Source organism: Xanthomonas arboricola pv. populi (assembly GCF_002939945.1).
Lineage (GTDB): Bacteria > Pseudomonadota > Gammaproteobacteria > Xanthomonadales > Xanthomonadaceae > Xanthomonas > Xanthomonas arboricola_A.
The window spans coordinates 207,119-222,224 of sequence record NZ_MDEB01000003.1 but is presented as its reverse complement, the minus strand read 5'-3'; the positions used below and the strand labels follow the sequence as shown (position 1 = coordinate 222,224).

Annotated in this window: 13 protein-coding genes; 3 read left to right on the top strand and 10 right to left on the bottom strand. The window is 64.9% G+C overall.

Annotation, left to right across the window (positions count from 1 at the left end; all coding sequences use genetic code 11):
* Positions 1–29: 29 nt before the first annotated feature.
* Positions 30–638 carry a TetR/AcrR family transcriptional regulator gene (locus tag XaplCFBP3123_RS10335; RefSeq protein WP_016902764.1) on the bottom strand — a complete coding sequence of 203 codons (609 nt, stop codon included), beginning with the start codon at positions 636–638 and terminating at the stop codon, positions 30–32.
* Positions 639–775: 137 nt separating this feature from the next.
* On the opposite strand from XaplCFBP3123_RS10335, the gene XaplCFBP3123_RS10330 reads away from it, so the two are divergent.
* On the top strand, positions 776–1,699 hold the full coding sequence (locus XaplCFBP3123_RS10330) for an alpha/beta fold hydrolase (protein ID WP_172453197.1): 924 nt from the start codon (positions 776–778) through the stop codon (positions 1,697–1,699).
* Positions 1,696–4,170 (top strand): acyl-CoA dehydrogenase, encoded by a 2,475-nt coding sequence (locus tag XaplCFBP3123_RS10325; RefSeq protein ID WP_104533965.1) that lies wholly within the window; start codon positions 1,696–1,698, stop codon positions 4,168–4,170. The genes XaplCFBP3123_RS10330 and XaplCFBP3123_RS10325 overlap by 4 nt, the downstream gene beginning before the upstream one ends.
* A gap of 245 nt (positions 4,171–4,415) precedes the next feature.
* On the opposite strand, the gene XaplCFBP3123_RS10320 is transcribed toward XaplCFBP3123_RS10325, so the two are convergent.
* Both XaplCFBP3123_RS10320 and XaplCFBP3123_RS10315 read right to left on the bottom strand, forming a co-directional pair.
* Entirely contained in the window at positions 4,416–4,769 is a 354-nt protein-coding gene (locus XaplCFBP3123_RS10320; RefSeq protein WP_104533964.1) for a DUF1304 domain-containing protein, read from the bottom strand.
* Between the two features lie 414 nt (positions 4,770–5,183).
* Positions 5,184–6,545 (bottom strand): NTP/NDP exchange transporter, encoded by a 1,362-nt coding sequence (locus XaplCFBP3123_RS10315; protein WP_104533963.1) that lies wholly within the window; start codon positions 6,543–6,545, stop codon positions 5,184–5,186.
* Positions 6,546–6,926: 381 nt separating this feature from the next.
* Between XaplCFBP3123_RS10315 and XaplCFBP3123_RS10310 the strand changes: the two genes are divergently transcribed.
* A complete protein-coding gene (locus XaplCFBP3123_RS10310) occupies positions 6,927–8,270 on the top strand; it encodes a serine hydrolase domain-containing protein (RefSeq protein ID WP_172453225.1) in 1,344 nt (447 codons plus the stop codon).
* Positions 8,271–8,865: 595 nt separating this feature from the next.
* Here XaplCFBP3123_RS10310 and XaplCFBP3123_RS10305 read toward each other — a convergent pair.
* From XaplCFBP3123_RS10305 to nudE, 7 genes are all read right to left on the bottom strand, one after another.
* The gene (locus XaplCFBP3123_RS10305) at positions 8,866–9,345 is read right to left on the bottom strand and encodes a hypothetical protein (protein WP_039519650.1); all 480 of its coding nucleotides are present in this window, start codon (positions 9,343–9,345) and stop codon (positions 8,866–8,868) included.
* A gap of 997 nt (positions 9,346–10,342) precedes the next feature.
* Positions 10,343–10,738, bottom strand: a complete 396-nt coding sequence (gene gcvH, locus XaplCFBP3123_RS10295) for a glycine cleavage system protein GcvH (protein ID WP_104533961.1) — start codon at positions 10,736–10,738, stop codon at positions 10,343–10,345.
* 142 nt (positions 10,739–10,880) lie between these two features.
* Entirely contained in the window at positions 10,881–11,990 is a 1,110-nt protein-coding gene (gcvT, locus tag XaplCFBP3123_RS10290; protein WP_104533960.1) for a glycine cleavage system aminomethyltransferase GcvT, read from the bottom strand.
* Between the two features lie 301 nt (positions 11,991–12,291).
* Positions 12,292–12,627 (bottom strand): YnfA family protein, encoded by a 336-nt coding sequence (locus XaplCFBP3123_RS10280; RefSeq protein WP_104533959.1) that lies wholly within the window; start codon positions 12,625–12,627, stop codon positions 12,292–12,294.
* Positions 12,624–13,583 carry a nucleoside triphosphate pyrophosphohydrolase gene (mazG, locus tag XaplCFBP3123_RS10275; RefSeq protein WP_104534237.1) on the bottom strand — a complete coding sequence of 320 codons (960 nt, stop codon included), beginning with the start codon at positions 13,581–13,583 and terminating at the stop codon, positions 12,624–12,626. Before mazG ends, XaplCFBP3123_RS10280 begins: the two co-directional genes overlap by 4 nt.
* Positions 13,584–13,760: 177 nt before the next feature.
* Positions 13,761–14,561 (bottom strand): 3'(2'),5'-bisphosphate nucleotidase CysQ, encoded by an 801-nt coding sequence (gene cysQ, locus XaplCFBP3123_RS10270; protein WP_104533958.1) that lies wholly within the window; start codon positions 14,559–14,561, stop codon positions 13,761–13,763.
* Positions 14,558–15,106 carry an ADP compounds hydrolase NudE gene (gene nudE / locus XaplCFBP3123_RS10265; protein ID WP_172453196.1) on the bottom strand — a complete coding sequence of 183 codons (549 nt, stop codon included), beginning with the start codon at positions 15,104–15,106 and terminating at the stop codon, positions 14,558–14,560. Before nudE ends, cysQ begins: the two co-directional genes overlap by 4 nt.

The following is a 15,106-nucleotide window of genomic DNA, read 5'->3' as shown; positions in this document are numbered from 1 at the left end:
TGTTGAACTCAGCACCCAACGGGTGTTGCTCACCCCGGAATCAACGTCTGGATCACATGCTCGACGTAGGCTTCGAAGTCTTCGCGGGCTTGCTTGGGTTGCTGCAGTTGCAGCGAGAGCTGCAGGAAGCCGACGTAGGCGGCGTAGGCCAGGCGGGCGCGGTGTTGGGCGTCGGTGCGGCTCAGGCCGGCCTGGCGGAACGAGGCGATCAGGTAATCGAGGCGGCGCTGCGAGACGCGGTCGATGACCGGGCGCACGGCCGGGTGGTCGAGTGCCTTGAGCAGTTCGCTATAGATGACGTGCGGTTTGACTTCGTGCGCCACCAGTTGGAACAGCGCGCGCAGGCGTGCGCTGGGATCCGGGACGTCTTCCAGGCTGCCGAACACTTCCTTCTGTTCGAAGATCTCCCAGCGTTCCAGGGCTGCCTGCAGCAACGCATCGCGCGAGGGGAAATGCCAGTAGAAGCTGCCCTTGGTCACCCCAAGACGGCGTGCCAGTGGCTCGACCGCGACGGCGCCCACCCCTTGTTCGGCGATCAGGTCCAGTGCGGCCTGCGCCCAATCGTCCGCGCTGAGGCGGTTGCCGCGACCGGACGTGGCGCGGGGCGTGGTGAGGCTTGGATCGGTGATGTCATTCATTGCCGCGATTTAACCATACGCTTGAGTCAGTTGCAGTATGCATCACAAAAAGGACACACAACTGCCACGATTCAATGGCTTAACCGTCCATACCAGGCAGTATTGACAGCAGCCCAGGCAGGTCCATACCATGAGGTATGGTCACCTCTTCTCCTAGCCTCGCCCACAGTGCGTCCACCACGCGCATCGACGCTGGCGAGACATCGCTTGCGGTATCGGTGCGAGGCGCGGCCCACGCGCCGACGGTGCTGTTGGCACACGGGTTTGGACAAACTCGGCATGCGTGGGAAAGCACTGCGGCCCGATTGGCCGAAGCCGGCTACCGGGCATTGGCCTACGACGCGCGCGGTCATGGCGATTCCGGGTTCAATGACGTGAACCTGCCCTACTCGGCAACGCAATTCACCGATGACTTGATTGTGCTGGCAGGCGAGCAGGCCGCGCCGCCGGTGCTGGTCGCCGCATCGATGGGCGGCCTGTTCGGCCTGCTCGCGGAAGCGCGCTGGCCAGGTCTGTTTCGCGCGCTCGTGCTGGTCGACATCACGCCGCGCTGGGAGACTGCAGGCGTGGAACGCATCCTGCGTTTCATGACCGCGCATCCGGGTGGCTTCGCATCGCTGGATGCCGCTGCCGACGCGATTGCCGCGTATTTGCCGCAGCGCCCGCGCAAGACGGCCGAGCAGTTGCAGGCTTTGTTGAGGCAGCGTGCGGACGGCCGTTGGCACTGGCACTGGGATCCGCGGCTGGTCGATGAGCTGGTAAGACAGGAGCCGCACGCACAGCAGCAGACCTTGCTGGACGCCGCCGCGCAGGTGCGTTGCCCGATGTTGCTGATCAGCGGCGGACGCAGCGATCTGGTCACGCCGGACAATATCAACGAATTCTTATCGATCGCGCCGCATGCGCAGCACGTGCATCTGCCCGATGCCACGCACATGCTGGCAGGCGACGACAACACCACGTTTACCGCAACCGTGTTGCATTATCTGGACGCACTGCCCTCGGTTGGCACCATCGCAGCGTCCAACATTACCGAGCATGTCACTGGAGCAAGACCATGAGCATCGTTGCACCGTTCCTCTTCGTCATCCTGGCGGCGGGCATCGCTGCCTATCACCGCATGCGCCTTGCCACCTGGGTTGCGCTGAGCGCCTGTGCCCTGGTGGCCTGCTGGTTGCTGGGTGCCAATCTCACCGCAACCATCGTCGCTGCCGTGCTGGTGGTGCTGGTCTCGGCGCCGGTGCTGTTGCCGTTCCTGCGCAAGCCGCTGCTGACCACGCCGCTGATGGGCTTCTTCCGGAAGGTGCTGCCACCGCTGTCGCAGACCGAACGCATCGCGCTGGAAACCGGCTCGGTGGGCTTTGAAGGCGAGCTGTTCACCGGCGACCCGGATTGGCAGAAGCTGCTCAACTATCCAAAGCCGCAACTGACCGCCGAAGAGCAGGCATTCCTGGACGGCCCGGTCGAAGAGCTGTGCAAGATGGTCAACGACTGGGAGATCACCCATGTCCACGCCGACCTGCCGCCGGAGCTGTGGGAGTACATCAAGAAGAACAAGTTCTTCGGCATGATCATTCCCAAGCAGTACGGCGGCCTGGGCTTCAGTGCGCTGGCGCATCACAAGGTGATCCAGAAGCTGTCCTCGATCTCCAGCGTGGTCAGCTCCACCGTCGGCGTGCCCAACTCGCTCGGGCCGGGTGAACTGCTGCTGCATTACGGCACGCCCGAACAGAAAGACTATTACCTGCCGCGTCTGGCGGTGGGTGCCGAGGTACCGTGCTTCGGTCTGACCGGCCCGTTCGCCGGCTCCGATGCCACCTCGATTCCCGACTACGGCATCGTCTGCAAGGGCGAGTGGAACGGGGCCAATGTGCTCGGCGTCAAGCTCACCTTCGACAAGCGCTACATCACCCTGGCGCCGGTGGCCTCGCTGATCGGCCTGGCGTTCCGCGCCTACGACCCGGATGGCCTGATCGGCGACAAGAAGGACATCGGCATCACCCTGGCGCTGCTGCCGCGCGAGACACCCGGCGTGGAAATCGGCCGTCGCCATTTCCCGCTCAATTCGCCGTTCCAGAACGGCCCGATCCACGGCGAGGAAGTGTTCATCCCGCTGAGCCAGCTGATCGGCGGCGTGGAGATGGTCGGTAAAGGCTGGAACATGCTCAACGAGTGTCTGGCGGTGGGCCGCTCGATCACCCTGCCCTCCACGGCCAGCGGCGGCGGCAAGTACGCCGCAGTGGTCACCGGTGCGTACGCGCGCATTCGCAAGCAGTTCGGCCTGTCGGTCGGCCGCTTCGAGGGCGTGGAGGAGGCGCTCGCGCGAATCGGTGGCAAGGCGTACGCGATCAGTGCGTTGTCGCAGGCCACCGCTGCGGCGGTGGACCGTGGCGATGTGCCGTCGGTGCCGTCGGCGATCGCCAAGTATCACTGCACCACCATGGGGCGCGAAGTGGTCAGCGACATGATGGATGTGATCGGCGGCAAGGGCATCATCCTGGGGCCACGCAACTTCGCCGGCCGTGCCTGGCAGGCTGCGCCGATCGGCGTGACGGTGGAAGGCGCCAACATCATGACCCGCAGCCTGCTGATCTTCGGTCAGGGCGCGATCCTGTGCCATCCGTGGGTGATGAAGGAAATGCAGGCGGCGCAGGATCCGGACACGCGTCGTGGCCTGGAAGAATTCGACCAGAGCCTGTTCGGGCATATCCGCTTCGGTATCTCCAACGCGGTGCGTTCGTTCTGGTTCGGGCTGACCGGTGCGCGCATCGGTGCGGCGCCGGGCGATGCGTACACGCGTCGTTTCTTCCGCAAGCTGGATCGGTATTCCGCCAACCTGGCGCTGATGGCCGACGTGTCGATGCTGATGCTCGGCGGCAAGCTCAAGTTCAAGGAATCGTTGTCCGGCCGTCTGGGCGATGTGCTCAGCCACATCTACCTGACCAGCGCGATGCTCAAGCGCTATCACGACGAAGGCGCGCCGGCGACCGATCAGCCGCTGCTGGCCTGGGCGTTCCACGACAGCGTGCACAAGATCGAAACCGCGCTGTCCGCGGCGCTGCGCAACTTCCCGATCCGGCCGGTGGGTTGGTTGATGTGGGTGCTGATCTTCCCGCTGGGCCGGCGTGCCGAAGCGCCGGGCGACCGCCTGGGGCACCGCGTGGCATCGATCCTGATGACGCCGAACGAAGCGCGTGACCGTCTGGGCCAGGGCGTGTTCCTGACCCCGTGCGCCAACAATCCGGGCGGACGTATCGCCAGCTACCTGGCCAAGGCCGTGCTGGCTGAGCCGGTGGAGCGCAAGTTCCTCAAGGCGCTCAAGACCAAGGGCATCGAAGCGCTGGATTTCACTGCGCAGCTGGACGAGGCGGTGGCCGAAGGCGTCATCACCGGCGACGAACGCAGGCAGCTGGAAGAGCTGCGCGAAATCATGATGGACACCATCACCGTTGACGACTTCGATCCGCATGAGCTGCGCGCGGCCAGCTATTACGACAAACCGCAGGCCCAGCAACCGCGCGAAGCGGCGTAAGGCTCAGGCCAGGGTGACAGCAGACGACGGCGGGCTTCGGCCCGCCGTTGTCGTGTGTGGAGACTGGCTATTGTGGAGACCGACCATCTCGCGGCTGCCTGCCTGTCGCCGTGGTCTTCGACGAGTTCATCGCAGCTGCAATGCCAGCGTGCTGCCAGGTAGGAGCGGACCTGGCCGCGATGAGGCGTTACCGGTGAAGCCCCGTCGCGGCCAGGTCCGCTCCTACAGAAGGCGGGGACTCCGCCTCACCGCGGCAACCACAGCAACGCCAGGGCAATCAACGCAGGCAATGCCTGCACGAAGAAGATGCGGCGGTTGACGCTGTAGGCGCCGTAGCAGCCCGCCACGACGACACAGCCCAAAAAGAAGCTCAGCACGTCGGTGCGTGCCTGCAACGCGCCCCAGAACAGGCCCGCCGCCAGGAAGCCGTTGTACAGGCCCTGGTTGGCCGCCAGCACGCGCGTGTCCTGCGCCTTCTCAAGGGTATTGCGGAAGGTCTTCAAGCCCAGTGGCCGCGTCCACAGCACCATCTCCAACACCAGGATGTAGACGTGCAGCAGAGCGACGCACAGGCCGGCGACGATGGCGAACAGGGGCATGGCAGATCGGCATGCTGGATGTGGCGGCCAGCATAGCTGCGATTGCGGCCCTGCTGTTCAGAGCAGGCGATGGAACCCAACGCGCCAGCGCGATATGGACGTACGTGCGGCGTGTCGCGCGATGGTGGGCGGGCAAGGGCCATGCAACCAGGCCACAGATCATCCGCTGTATAAGTGATCTATCCGCACTGTCTTACCAACCCCGGACAAGACAACCGAACACCGAGTCAAAGCGACGTTTGGTAGATCGATCAAAAAAACTGGTCAACCGAATCCACGCCGCCCTCACCACACGCGGAGGTTTGCAGGTTGCGTTGTCGAAAACCCTACGCACCGGCTGGTCCTCCCACACCATGTCGCACCGAACAACGGTCACGCCCGCCTGATGCCCACGAAGTCGTTTGTTGGCCGCGCCTAGTCGGAGGTCTGCCTGCTCGTCTGCGCATCGCGCTCTGCGGGCAGCTTGCGCGCCTCGCGCAGCAGGCCGAACGCGCCCAGGGTCATGCCCGAGGCCACCAGCAGACCGACGCCGAACACCGCGCTGGAGCCGAAGGCCGACACCAGCTTGTGCACCCACACGAAGGTGAGATCGCCACCGCGGTAGATCACGGTGTCGATCGCCGCGCCGGCCTTGTAACGCCACTGCCGATCCACCCGCGTGTACAAGGTCTCGCGCGCCGGCTTGGCGAGTGCGAATTCGCTCGAGCGGGTGATCACCTGCACGATCGCAAGCATCATCGGCAACGGCGAGGCCGTCAGCACGGCATAACCCAGCATGATCGCCACGCCCGGAATCAGCAGCGCCGGCGCGATGCCGAAACGCGATAACAGCGCGCGCGTCACCAGCAGCTGCAACACCAGGGTAAGCGCGTTGATGGCGAGGTCGATGCTGGCGTAATACGCGGTAGCCGCCGCTGCGTCCGTGTAAAGCCGCCGTACCAGCGCTGCCTGCTCGTTGTAGAGCAAGGTGCCGACGCCCACACCGAACAACACCATGAAGGCCAGCCAGCGCAGCAACGGCTCGCGCACGATCAGCTTGAGCCCGCCCAGCACATCGCCGCCCATCGGCACTTCGCCGGAGCTCAGCTGTCGCTCCTGCTCGCGCACAACCGCCCACAAGCGCAGACGCAGCACGCAGACCACGCACACCGCCAGAAACCCTGCCGACACCAGCATCAGATGCGCGATGCCGATGCGTTCGACCAGCGTGCGGGTGAGGATCGGCCCGAGAAACGCGCCCAGCGTGCCGGCCGCACCGATATAACCGTAGTAATTGCGCGCTTCGGCATTGCTGAAGACGTCGGCCATGAAGCTCCAGAACACCGCCACCGCAAACAGGTTGAAGACGGTCACCCACAAGAAGAACGCCATGCCGCGCCCGGGCACGCCGCTGTCGAACAGCACGTAGAAGAGCAACAGGGTCGCGATGAAGAAGCCATACACCGCCGGCAGGAACACCCGGCGCGGATAGCGGCTGACAAGCGCACCGTAGACCGGCTGCAGCAACACCATGATCAGGAAGGTGCAGGTAAACAGCACCTGCAGGGTGAAGTCTTTAAGCGGCACGCCATGCGCGGCGAAGAAGGCGATCATGCCGGTGGGGAAGATCGCCTCCACGTCCGCCGACGCGCTCATCGCCTCGCGCACCGGGCGCAGCACGTAGTAGCCGCTGAGCAGGCAGAAGAAGTACAGAAACGACCACGCCAGCGGCGGCGAGCTGCGCAATGCCGCGCTCAGACGGCCAGCCGCAGAGCGCGGCGAAGATGGGCTGGTCATCGGGTAAAGCTCGCTCGCATCAACGGGCGCGACAGCAAGGACATGGCGGCGGCAATACCCGCGAAACAAGCGCGCAAGTTAGCCGATGCCGCGCTGCATCACCAGCAGCAGCGGCCGGCACGGACCACATCGATCGCGTAATCGATCGCGTATGGATACGGCACGCTGCTTGCATCCGTCTTCGCACAGGCTCCGAGTTGCGCTGCAAAGGCGCCGCGCAGGGCGAATTATGAACCTAAAATCATCAATAGGATCAATATGATGCCCATTCATCTTCTGGCAGTTTGTGCTATTGGGAAGCGCGGCGCTAGAATCGCCGAAGGCAGCGGAACAGGCAGGACAACCATGACTCAGATGCGCAGGCGCCGACGGTTCCGACCGTTGGCCATCGGGCTGCTCGGGGCGTTATTGCCTTTGGCTCTCTCCTCGACCGCGCAGACACCCGCGCCCACTGCCTCTGCGCTGCAGCCGGCCGGCGTCGTGCAGTCGCCCACCGCCCCGCTGCAATACCGTGCGTCGCTCCCGGCCAGCCAAGTGCTGGCCCCGGCCGCCGGGTTCGATGTGGCCGCGTTCGAATCGATGGCCAACCAGTTGACCTACGGCAATCGTTTGCCCGGCATGGCGATGGCGATCGTGCAGGGCGGCAAGGTACTGAGCGCGCGCGGCTATGGCGTCACCGACGTCAATCACCCGCAGCCGGTCGATGCCCACACCGTGTTCCGTCTTGCATCGCTGTCCAAGGCGTTTGCCGGCACCATGGCCGGGCTGCTGGTCAACGACGGCGTGCTGCGCTGGGACAGCAAGGTGGTGGACTACGTGCCCGGCTTCCAGCTCAGCGATAACGTCGCCACTCGGCAGCTCACCGTCGCCGAGGTGCTCAGCCACCGCGTCGGGCTGACCCGCAATGCCTACGACAGCGATATCGAATCCAACGTCGATTACTACTCGCTCAGCCACAAGCTGGCCGCCGCCCCGCTGCGCTGCGCGCCCGGCAATTGCTATGCGTATCAGAACGTGGCCTTCAGCCTGGTCGGCGATGTGGTGTTCGCTGCATCGGGCAGCTTCTACGAGCAGTCGGTGGAACGCCGCATCTTCAAGCCGCTGGGCATGAACGATGCGAGCATGGGTCTGGCCGGTATCCAGGCCAGCCCGCGCTGGGCGCGCCCGCACGTGCGCAGCCGCAATGGCTGGGTGTCGCTGACGCCCAAGCCCACCTACTACCGTCTCGCCCCCGCTGCCGGCGTCAATGCTAGCGCCAGCGACATGGCGCAGTGGCTGCTCGCGCACACCGGCCACCGTACCGACGTGCTGCCTGCGCCGCTGCTGGCGACGCTGCACGCGCCGCTGATCTCCACGCCAGGGGAGATGCGCTCGGGTTGGCGCCACGAGCGTGTGGACGCTGCCAGCTACGCGCTGGGCTGGCGCGTGTTCGATTACGCAGGCCATCAGGTCGTCTTCCATGCCGGCGCAGTGCAAGGCTATCGCGGCCTGGTCGCGCTGCTGCCCGAGCGCGATCTCGGCATCGCGATCATGTGGAACGGCGAGAGCGGCCTGCCCTCCGGGATGCTACCGACCATTCTGGATCGTGCGCTGGGTCTGCCCGCCAAGCGTTGGCTGGATATCGATGTGGATGGCGACTTCGGCAGCGAGAACATGCTGGCCGAGCGTCCCGATCCTGCCGGCAAGGGTGCCTCGTCCGGCAAGTCGGTGGCATCGCCGCGCTGAGTGGGCCTTGCTGCGACCTCACACAGGCGGCTTCGGCCGCCTGTGTTGTTTCTGGCCTGCAGGATTGCATCGTGGCGTATCGACATCAGTAGCCGGAAGGCCGGACATCGATCCACCGCCATGCGGTGCCGGTCATTGCCGGTGCACGCCCGGGCAACCTTGTCGAGTGCGTGCGTAAGACCTCGCCGAGAGGCGGGCGGATAGCTCGCCCCACGCACGATGCTACCCCCTGCATCTCCTCACTTCGCACCGACCAATACATCGCACCGCGACGCCAATCGACGGCGGCACTCCCGATCGGGATAGACGATGGCCAGCTGCATGGGTGGCGCAGCGGCCCAGCCCACCGGCAGCGTTGGACCGGAGCAAGCGAGTGACGAATGGCCAGTGGCGATGGTGCGGCGATCGGCACGGTCACCCGGCCCCGACATCCCGGCATACGGATCGCGCGCGTCCGGTGGCGATAGCTGCGGTTGTCTGCGCGCGATCGGCACTCCCGAGATCATGGGCGCCTTCGGCCATCCAATAAAAAAGCTCCCTCCCCGCTGGGCGTCGGGGAGAGAGCTCGATGTTTACGGCGATCGGGTAGTGCGGATCAGATCAGCGGCGCCGGGGTTGCGGGCAGCGCGACCGGAGCGGCCTTCTTCTTGCGAACGGCCGGCTTCTTCTTGGCGACCTTCTTCACAGCAGGCTTCTTGGCGGCAGTCTTCTTGGTGGCGGACTTCTTGGTCGCCTTCTTGGCAACTGCCTTCTTCGCGGTCTTCTTTACTGCCTTCTTTGCGGTCTTCTTGACGGCCTTCTTGGCGGCGGTCTTCTTGGTCGCCTTCTTTGCAGTCTTCTTCACTGCCTTCTTGGCGGCAGTCTTCTTGGTTGCCTTCTTTGCAGTCTTCTTCACTGCCTTCTTGGCGGTTGCCTTCTTTGCAGTCTTCTTGACGGCCTTCTTGGCAGCAGTCTTCTTCACTGCCTTCTTGGCGGTTGCCTTTTTGGCGACCTTCTTGACTGCCTTCTTGGCGGCAGTCTTCTTCACTGCCTTCTTGGCAGTGGGTTTCTTTTTCGCAGCTTTTGCAGTGGCCATGTAATTGGCTCCTCGTCAGTGAACTATGGAGGTGAAACGCCCAGTTGAAGCAAACCCCGCAACGGCACGCCGTCGGCGGGAACCATCCGCAGGTAATGCGCGACGGGACGGATACAGAAACACCCGCATCGAACAGCGACGCGGGTGCGTGATCGGAGCGACTGCTGCTTTTTTGGAGAGAAGCGGACCCGACTCCACCGTGGATAGCGCTTGGGTGGACATCGGGAACAAGCGTGTCGGCTTGATGTCGATTCTGCTCACTCTCTTTCGCAGCAACGTCTGCTGGGCGAAACCTAATCACGCTTTTTTTTACTGTCAACACTCTTTTGCATTTTTTTTTCGACACCGTGTCGCGATGCGTCCTGTCGAGATGGTCCAAAGACGCCGCGCGATGGCGCGCGCAGCTGTCCTCCGTAGGCAGTCGCGCAACGGGGCTTTCAAAAAAGCACTTCTTTTGTGCTGTTTTTTTTTAGCGAGGCAAACGAGTGCGATATTCCCCACTGCACCGACGTAGCGGCGCACGCCTGCTCGCCGCAGTGCGTGCCGCCTGTCCGCCAGCTGAAAATTTTTTATCCGCCAACCTTGCTCGAGGCGTCGCACAAGCAGAAATGCGCAAACTTATTGCGCCGTTCTCGACCCATGCGTGCATCCGCATGCGCTGCCAACGGCATGCGTTGCACACTGTGTCGAGGTTGGACGCACGCGATGCTGCAAACATTTTTCACCTGCCGCACGCCATCTCCTCACGACTGGCTCACGTCAGAAAGCCGACACCGCGACAGTCGCGTCGCGTTCGACGATATGGCGCGCATGGCGCCGGCGAGTGCGTGATTGTCGAACCTCGGCAAAGGCTTCGACTACGATCGACAGCCGTCGCCGGTCGGTCGCACGCAGCACGCCATCGCCAGGAGGATGGACGCGCGGTCACCGCCGCGCAGGCAAGAAAAATGGCCGCTCCAAAGAACGGCCATCCCGGTCTGCGACTGGCGAGGCGAGGTCAGTGCGCGTCGTCTTCCAGCAGCTCGGCGTAGTCGTCCGGCGACAGCAGGTCGTTGAGCTCTTCCTTGTCGTCGAGTTCGACCACGAAGATCCAGCCGTCGCCGTAGGCGTCTTCGTTGATGGTTTCCGGCTTGTCGGTGAGTGCGCTGTTGACCTCGACGACGGTGCCGCTGACCGGGCTGTAGACGTCGGAGGCGGCCTTGACCGACTCCACCACCGCCGCGCCGTTGCCGACCTGCACGGTGTCGCCGACGCCCGGCAATTCGACGTAGACCAAGTCGCCCAGCAAGCCCTGCGCGTGGTCGGAGATGCCGACAGTCACGCGGCCGCTGCTTTCGACGCGGGCCCACTCGTGGGATTTGAGGAACTTGAGGTCGCCAGGGATCTCGCTCATGGGTGTGCTCCGGGAAAACTGATGGGTTGGGGACAGGTGGCTAGTTTAGACCGCACGACAAGACAGGTGCACGCGTGTCGGCTGGTGGGTGGCGATGGATGCTGCACGCTGCCGGACGTTTGTGCGCCCGGCAGCGTTTGACTCATTCGCCGAGGACGCCGGGCTGCGCCTGGCCGTCGCGCACGAACGGAAACTTCACCGCGCGCAACGGCACCTGCTTGCCACGGATGTCCACGCGCAGTGCGTCGATGCTGCCGGCCGGCACGCGTGCGAATGCGATCGCCTTGCCAAGTGTGGGCGAGAAGGTGCCGGACAGGATCTCGCCTTCGCCGCTGGCGCTGAGCACGGTCTGGCCATGCCGCAGCACGCCCTTCTCATCCATCACCACACCGATCAATTGACGCGGTGCGCCCTGCGCCTTCTGCGACTCAAGCACGGCGCGACCGATGAAGTCGCGGCCTTCGTCCAGGGCGATCGTCCAGGCCAGCGCGGCTTCGTACGGACTGACCGTGTCGTCCATGTCCTGGCCGTAGAGATTCATGCCGGCCTCCAGACGCAAGGTGTCGCGTGCGCCCAGGCCGGCCGGCTTGACGCCTTGCGCGAGCAGCGCGTTCCAGAACGTCACTGCCGCATCCTGCGGCAACACGATTTCGAAACCGTCTTCGCCGGTGTAACCGGTACGCGCAAGGAACAGCTCCACGCCATCGCGCGAGCGCGTCTGCAGCGCTGCGAAACGGCCGAGCTTGCTCGCCGCTGCGGTATCGGCCGGATCCACCAGTGCGATGACCTTGGCGCGCGCGTTGGGGCCTTGCACGGCGATCATCGCAAAGTCGCCGCGCTCTTCCACGCGCACCTCGAAAGGTGCGGCCTGTTCGCCGATCCACTGCAGGTCCTTCTCGCGGGTGGCGGCATTGACCACCAGGCGGAAGAAGTCCTCGCGCAGGAAGTAGACGATCAGGTCGTCGATCACCCCGCCCTGCGGATTGAGCATGCAGGTGTACAGCGCCTTGCCGGAGACCTTGAGCTTGTCCACCGAGTTGGCGAGCAGATAGCGCAGGAGCTCGCGCACGCGTGGACCGTGCAGGTCGACCACGGTCATGTGGCTGACATCGAACATGCCGGCGTCGCGACGCACCTGATGATGCTCGTCCAGCTGCGAGCCGTAATGGATCGGCATGTCCCAACCGCCGAAGTCGACCATCTTGGCGCCTAGCGCACGATGGGTGTCGTTGAGGATGGTCTTCTGGGTCATGGGCGCCGGTCCAAGGGAAAGGGGACCATTATCGCCGCCCAGCCGCGCTTGGGGGAACGGCGCAGGCGACGCGGCAGTGCGCTGCCGCGCCCTTGCGGTTGGGCGCGGTGACCAGCGCCTTGAACGCCTCCACACATTTCCGTGCGACGAAGCAGTTGATCGCCTGCACGCTGCCGTTGGCGATCGCATCGGAGCGGCGCTGTGGCGCACTCCCTCGGGCAGGGTGTCGTCGTTGCGTATCTCGCCGCAACGGGCAGGCAGCCGTGGTTTGCGCCGCGCCGACGCTGGTGCGCGTGCACGCTCAGGCGCTGCGCGGCGAGAACATGATGATCGCCATGCCGAGCAGGCAGCACACTGCGCCAAGCAGATCCCAACGCGTCGGCGTCACCCCATCCACCCACCACAGCCACAGCAGCGCGCTGGCGATATAGACCCCGCCATAGGCGGCATACACGCGCCCGCTGGCATCGGGATGCAGGCTCAACAACCATACGAAGATGGCCAGGCTCAACGCCGTCGGCAGCAGCAACCAGATGCTGCCGCCTTTGCGCAGCCACAGATAAGGAAGATAGCAACCGACCAGCTCGGCGACGGCGGTGGCCGCGAACAGCAACAGCGTGGTCGGTGCGACATTCATTCGCGTACTGGCTTGTCGAAGCCCTGCTTGCCAATGTCAGCCTGCTGCAGCTCCGAGGTGTCGCGCGCCTGATCGCCGACCACGGGCGCGTCAGTGGCAGGCGTCGCGGCAGCCGGCTGACCGAGAGCAGACGGATCGCTACCACGTTCGCCGCGCTTGACCTGTTGCCACAGCGCCTCCTGTTGCTGCAGCGATAGGGCGGGCAACGTGGTGCCGTCCGCCTGCGCCTGTGCCTCCATTGCGCGAAAGCGGCGCTCGAACTTGAGATTGGCGTGCCGCAGCGCCGCACCCACGTCGACCCTGGCATGGCGCGCCAGGTTGGCGCAGACGAACAACACATCGCCGAGCTCGTCTTCCAGCCGGGCCTGGTTGTCGGCGACCGGGCCACGGGCGAACTCCACGCGCAGCTCCTCGATTTCTTCCTGCAACTTTTCCAGCACCGGTGCCGGGCCGGGCCAATCGAAGCCGACCCGTGCCGCACGCGCCTGCAGCTTGGTGGAGCGTTGCCATTCCGGCAGGCCGCGTGCGATGCCGGCGAGTGCGGAGTCGTCCTGATGGCCCGCCGCGCGACGTTCGTCGCGCTTGATCTGCTCCCAGTTGGCGCTCACCGCCTGCGCATCGTCGGCGCGCTGATCGGCGAAGACATGCGGGTGGCGGCGCACCAGCTTGTCGCTGAGCGTGGCGACCACCTCGGCGAATCCGAACGCGCCCTGTTCGGCCGCCATCTGCGAATGGAAGACCACTTGCAAGAGAAGGTCGCCCAACTCGTCGCGCAGACCGGGCAGGTCGTTGCGATCGATGGCGTCGGCGACTTCGTAGGCTTCTTCGATGGTGTACGGCGCGATGCTGGCGAAGGTCTGCGCCACGTCCCACGGACAGCCGTGCTCACGATCGCGCAGACGCGCCATCAGCTGAAGCAAGTGCTGGAGGTCGCCGGTCGGCGGGGACTGAGGCATGGTGTATTCCTGGCAGGTGTGGTGCAGTTGGGTTGTGTGCCCAGGCGATGCCGCCGGCACGCGCAGCGTCACCTGGCGGCAGGCGATGGACAAGGACCGCGTTGGACATGACCGCTTCGGCACGACGCGCCGCCGCCGGATCCATCCGGCGAGCGCGCAGGCTGCGATCGGCGCTGCTCACACCAGCCAGCTGCGCCACGGCAGATTGGGATCGCCCAGCGCGATGAAATCGCCGTTGAGCAAGGTGTCGCGGCGGTTGTAACGGAACGGTTTGCCGGTGCCGCCGGCCAGCAGCACACCGCCGGCAGCGTGCAGCACGCACTGGCCGGCCGCAGTGTCCCACTCGGAGGTGGGGCCGAAGCGCGGATACACATCCAGGTCGCCTTCGGCGATGCGGCAGAACTTCAACGACGACCCTTGCGCGACCACCTCGATCTCGCCCATGCGCTCCAGCGCGGCGGCGGTGCGCGCGTCGCGATGCGAGCGACTGGCAGCGACCCGCAGCGGCGTGGCCGCCGGCGTGCGCGTATGCAGCATCTCGTCGCGGTCGCCATCGCGGCGGTAGGCGTTCTCGCCCCGCGCGGCGTACCAGACCCGGCCATCGACCGGCGCCTGCACCACGCCGAGCACCGGTGCGCCCATGTGGATCAGTGCGATATTGACGCTGAACTCGCCGTTGCGCTTGACGAACTCGCGGGTGCCGTCGAGCGGGTCGACCAGCCAGTAGCTGGTCCAGAACTGACGGTCTTCCCAGGCAACGTGCGCGGATTCTTCCGACAATACCGGCACGTCCGGAGTGACCCGGCGCAGCGCATCGACGATGACGCGATTGGCGGCCAGGTCGGCCTGGGTCAGGGGACTGGCGTCGTCCTTGATCTCCACCGCGAACTCCTGCGCATAGACATCCATGATCGCCTCCCCCGCCTCGCGGGCGATGGCGATCACGGTTTCGCGCAGTTCCATCGGGATGCGGATCATGGGTTGCGCTCCAGCCACTCGCGCGCAATGAACAAGGCGGCCAGCGAACGGCCTTCGGAAAAATCGTCGCGCAGCATCAATTCGTCCAGACGGGCGATCGGCCAGGGCACCACTTCCATCTCTTCCGGCTCGTCGCCCACCAGGCGCTCGGGATAGAGGTCGCGTGCCAGTACCAACCAGGATTGGTGACTCATATAAGTAGGAGCGAGCGTCATCGCACGCAGCACCTGCACCTGGCGCGCGCCGTAACCGGCTTCTTCCTTGAGCTCGCGGTCGGCTGCCTGCTCAGGCGTTTCGCCGGCATCGATGCGGCCCTTGACCAGACCCAGCTCGTAGCGATGCACGCCGGCGGCGTACTCGCGCACCAGCAACACGGTCTGCGCGTCGAGCATCGGCACCACCACCACCGCGCCATGGCCCTGGCTGAGCTGGCGCTCGTAAAGGCGACGCTCGCCGTTGGAAAATTCCAGATCCAGCTGCTGGCGACGGAACGGCCCGTCGCCCAGATCGATGATCTTGTGGATGGTCGGCAGGCGCGGGCTCAT

Coding starts and splice junctions, on each gene's coding strand:
- XaplCFBP3123_RS10335 (WP_016902764.1), bottom strand. CDS start 638: ATGAATGACATCACCGATCCAAGCCTCACCACGCCCCGCGCCACGTCC.
- XaplCFBP3123_RS10330 (WP_172453197.1), top strand. CDS start 776: ATGGTCACCTCTTCTCCTAGCCTCGCCCACAGTGCGTCCACCACGCGC.
- XaplCFBP3123_RS10325 (WP_104533965.1), top strand. CDS start 1,696: ATGAGCATCGTTGCACCGTTCCTCTTCGTCATCCTGGCGGCGGGCATC.
- XaplCFBP3123_RS10320 (WP_104533964.1), bottom strand. CDS start 4,769: ATGCCCCTGTTCGCCATCGTCGCCGGCCTGTGCGTCGCTCTGCTGCAC.
- XaplCFBP3123_RS10315 (WP_104533963.1), bottom strand. CDS start 6,545: ATGACCAGCCCATCTTCGCCGCGCTCTGCGGCTGGCCGTCTGAGCGCG.
- XaplCFBP3123_RS10305 (WP_039519650.1), bottom strand. CDS start 9,345: ATGGCCACTGCAAAAGCTGCGAAAAAGAAACCCACTGCCAAGAAGGCA.
- gcvH (WP_104533961.1), bottom strand. CDS start 10,738: ATGAGCGAGATCCCTGGCGACCTCAAGTTCCTCAAATCCCACGAGTGG.
- gcvT (WP_104533960.1), bottom strand. CDS start 11,990: ATGACCCAGAAGACCATCCTCAACGACACCCATCGTGCGCTAGGCGCC.
- XaplCFBP3123_RS10280 (WP_104533959.1), bottom strand. CDS start 12,627: ATGAATGTCGCACCGACCACGCTGTTGCTGTTCGCGGCCACCGCCGTC.
- mazG (WP_104534237.1), bottom strand. CDS start 13,583: ATGCCTCAGTCCCCGCCGACCGGCGACCTCCAGCACTTGCTTCAGCTG.
- cysQ (WP_104533958.1), bottom strand. CDS start 14,561: ATGATCCGCATCCCGATGGAACTGCGCGAAACCGTGATCGCCATCGCC.
- nudE (WP_172453196.1), bottom strand. CDS start 15,106: ATGAGCCCGCGCCTGCCGACCATCCACAAGATCATCGATCTGGGCGAC.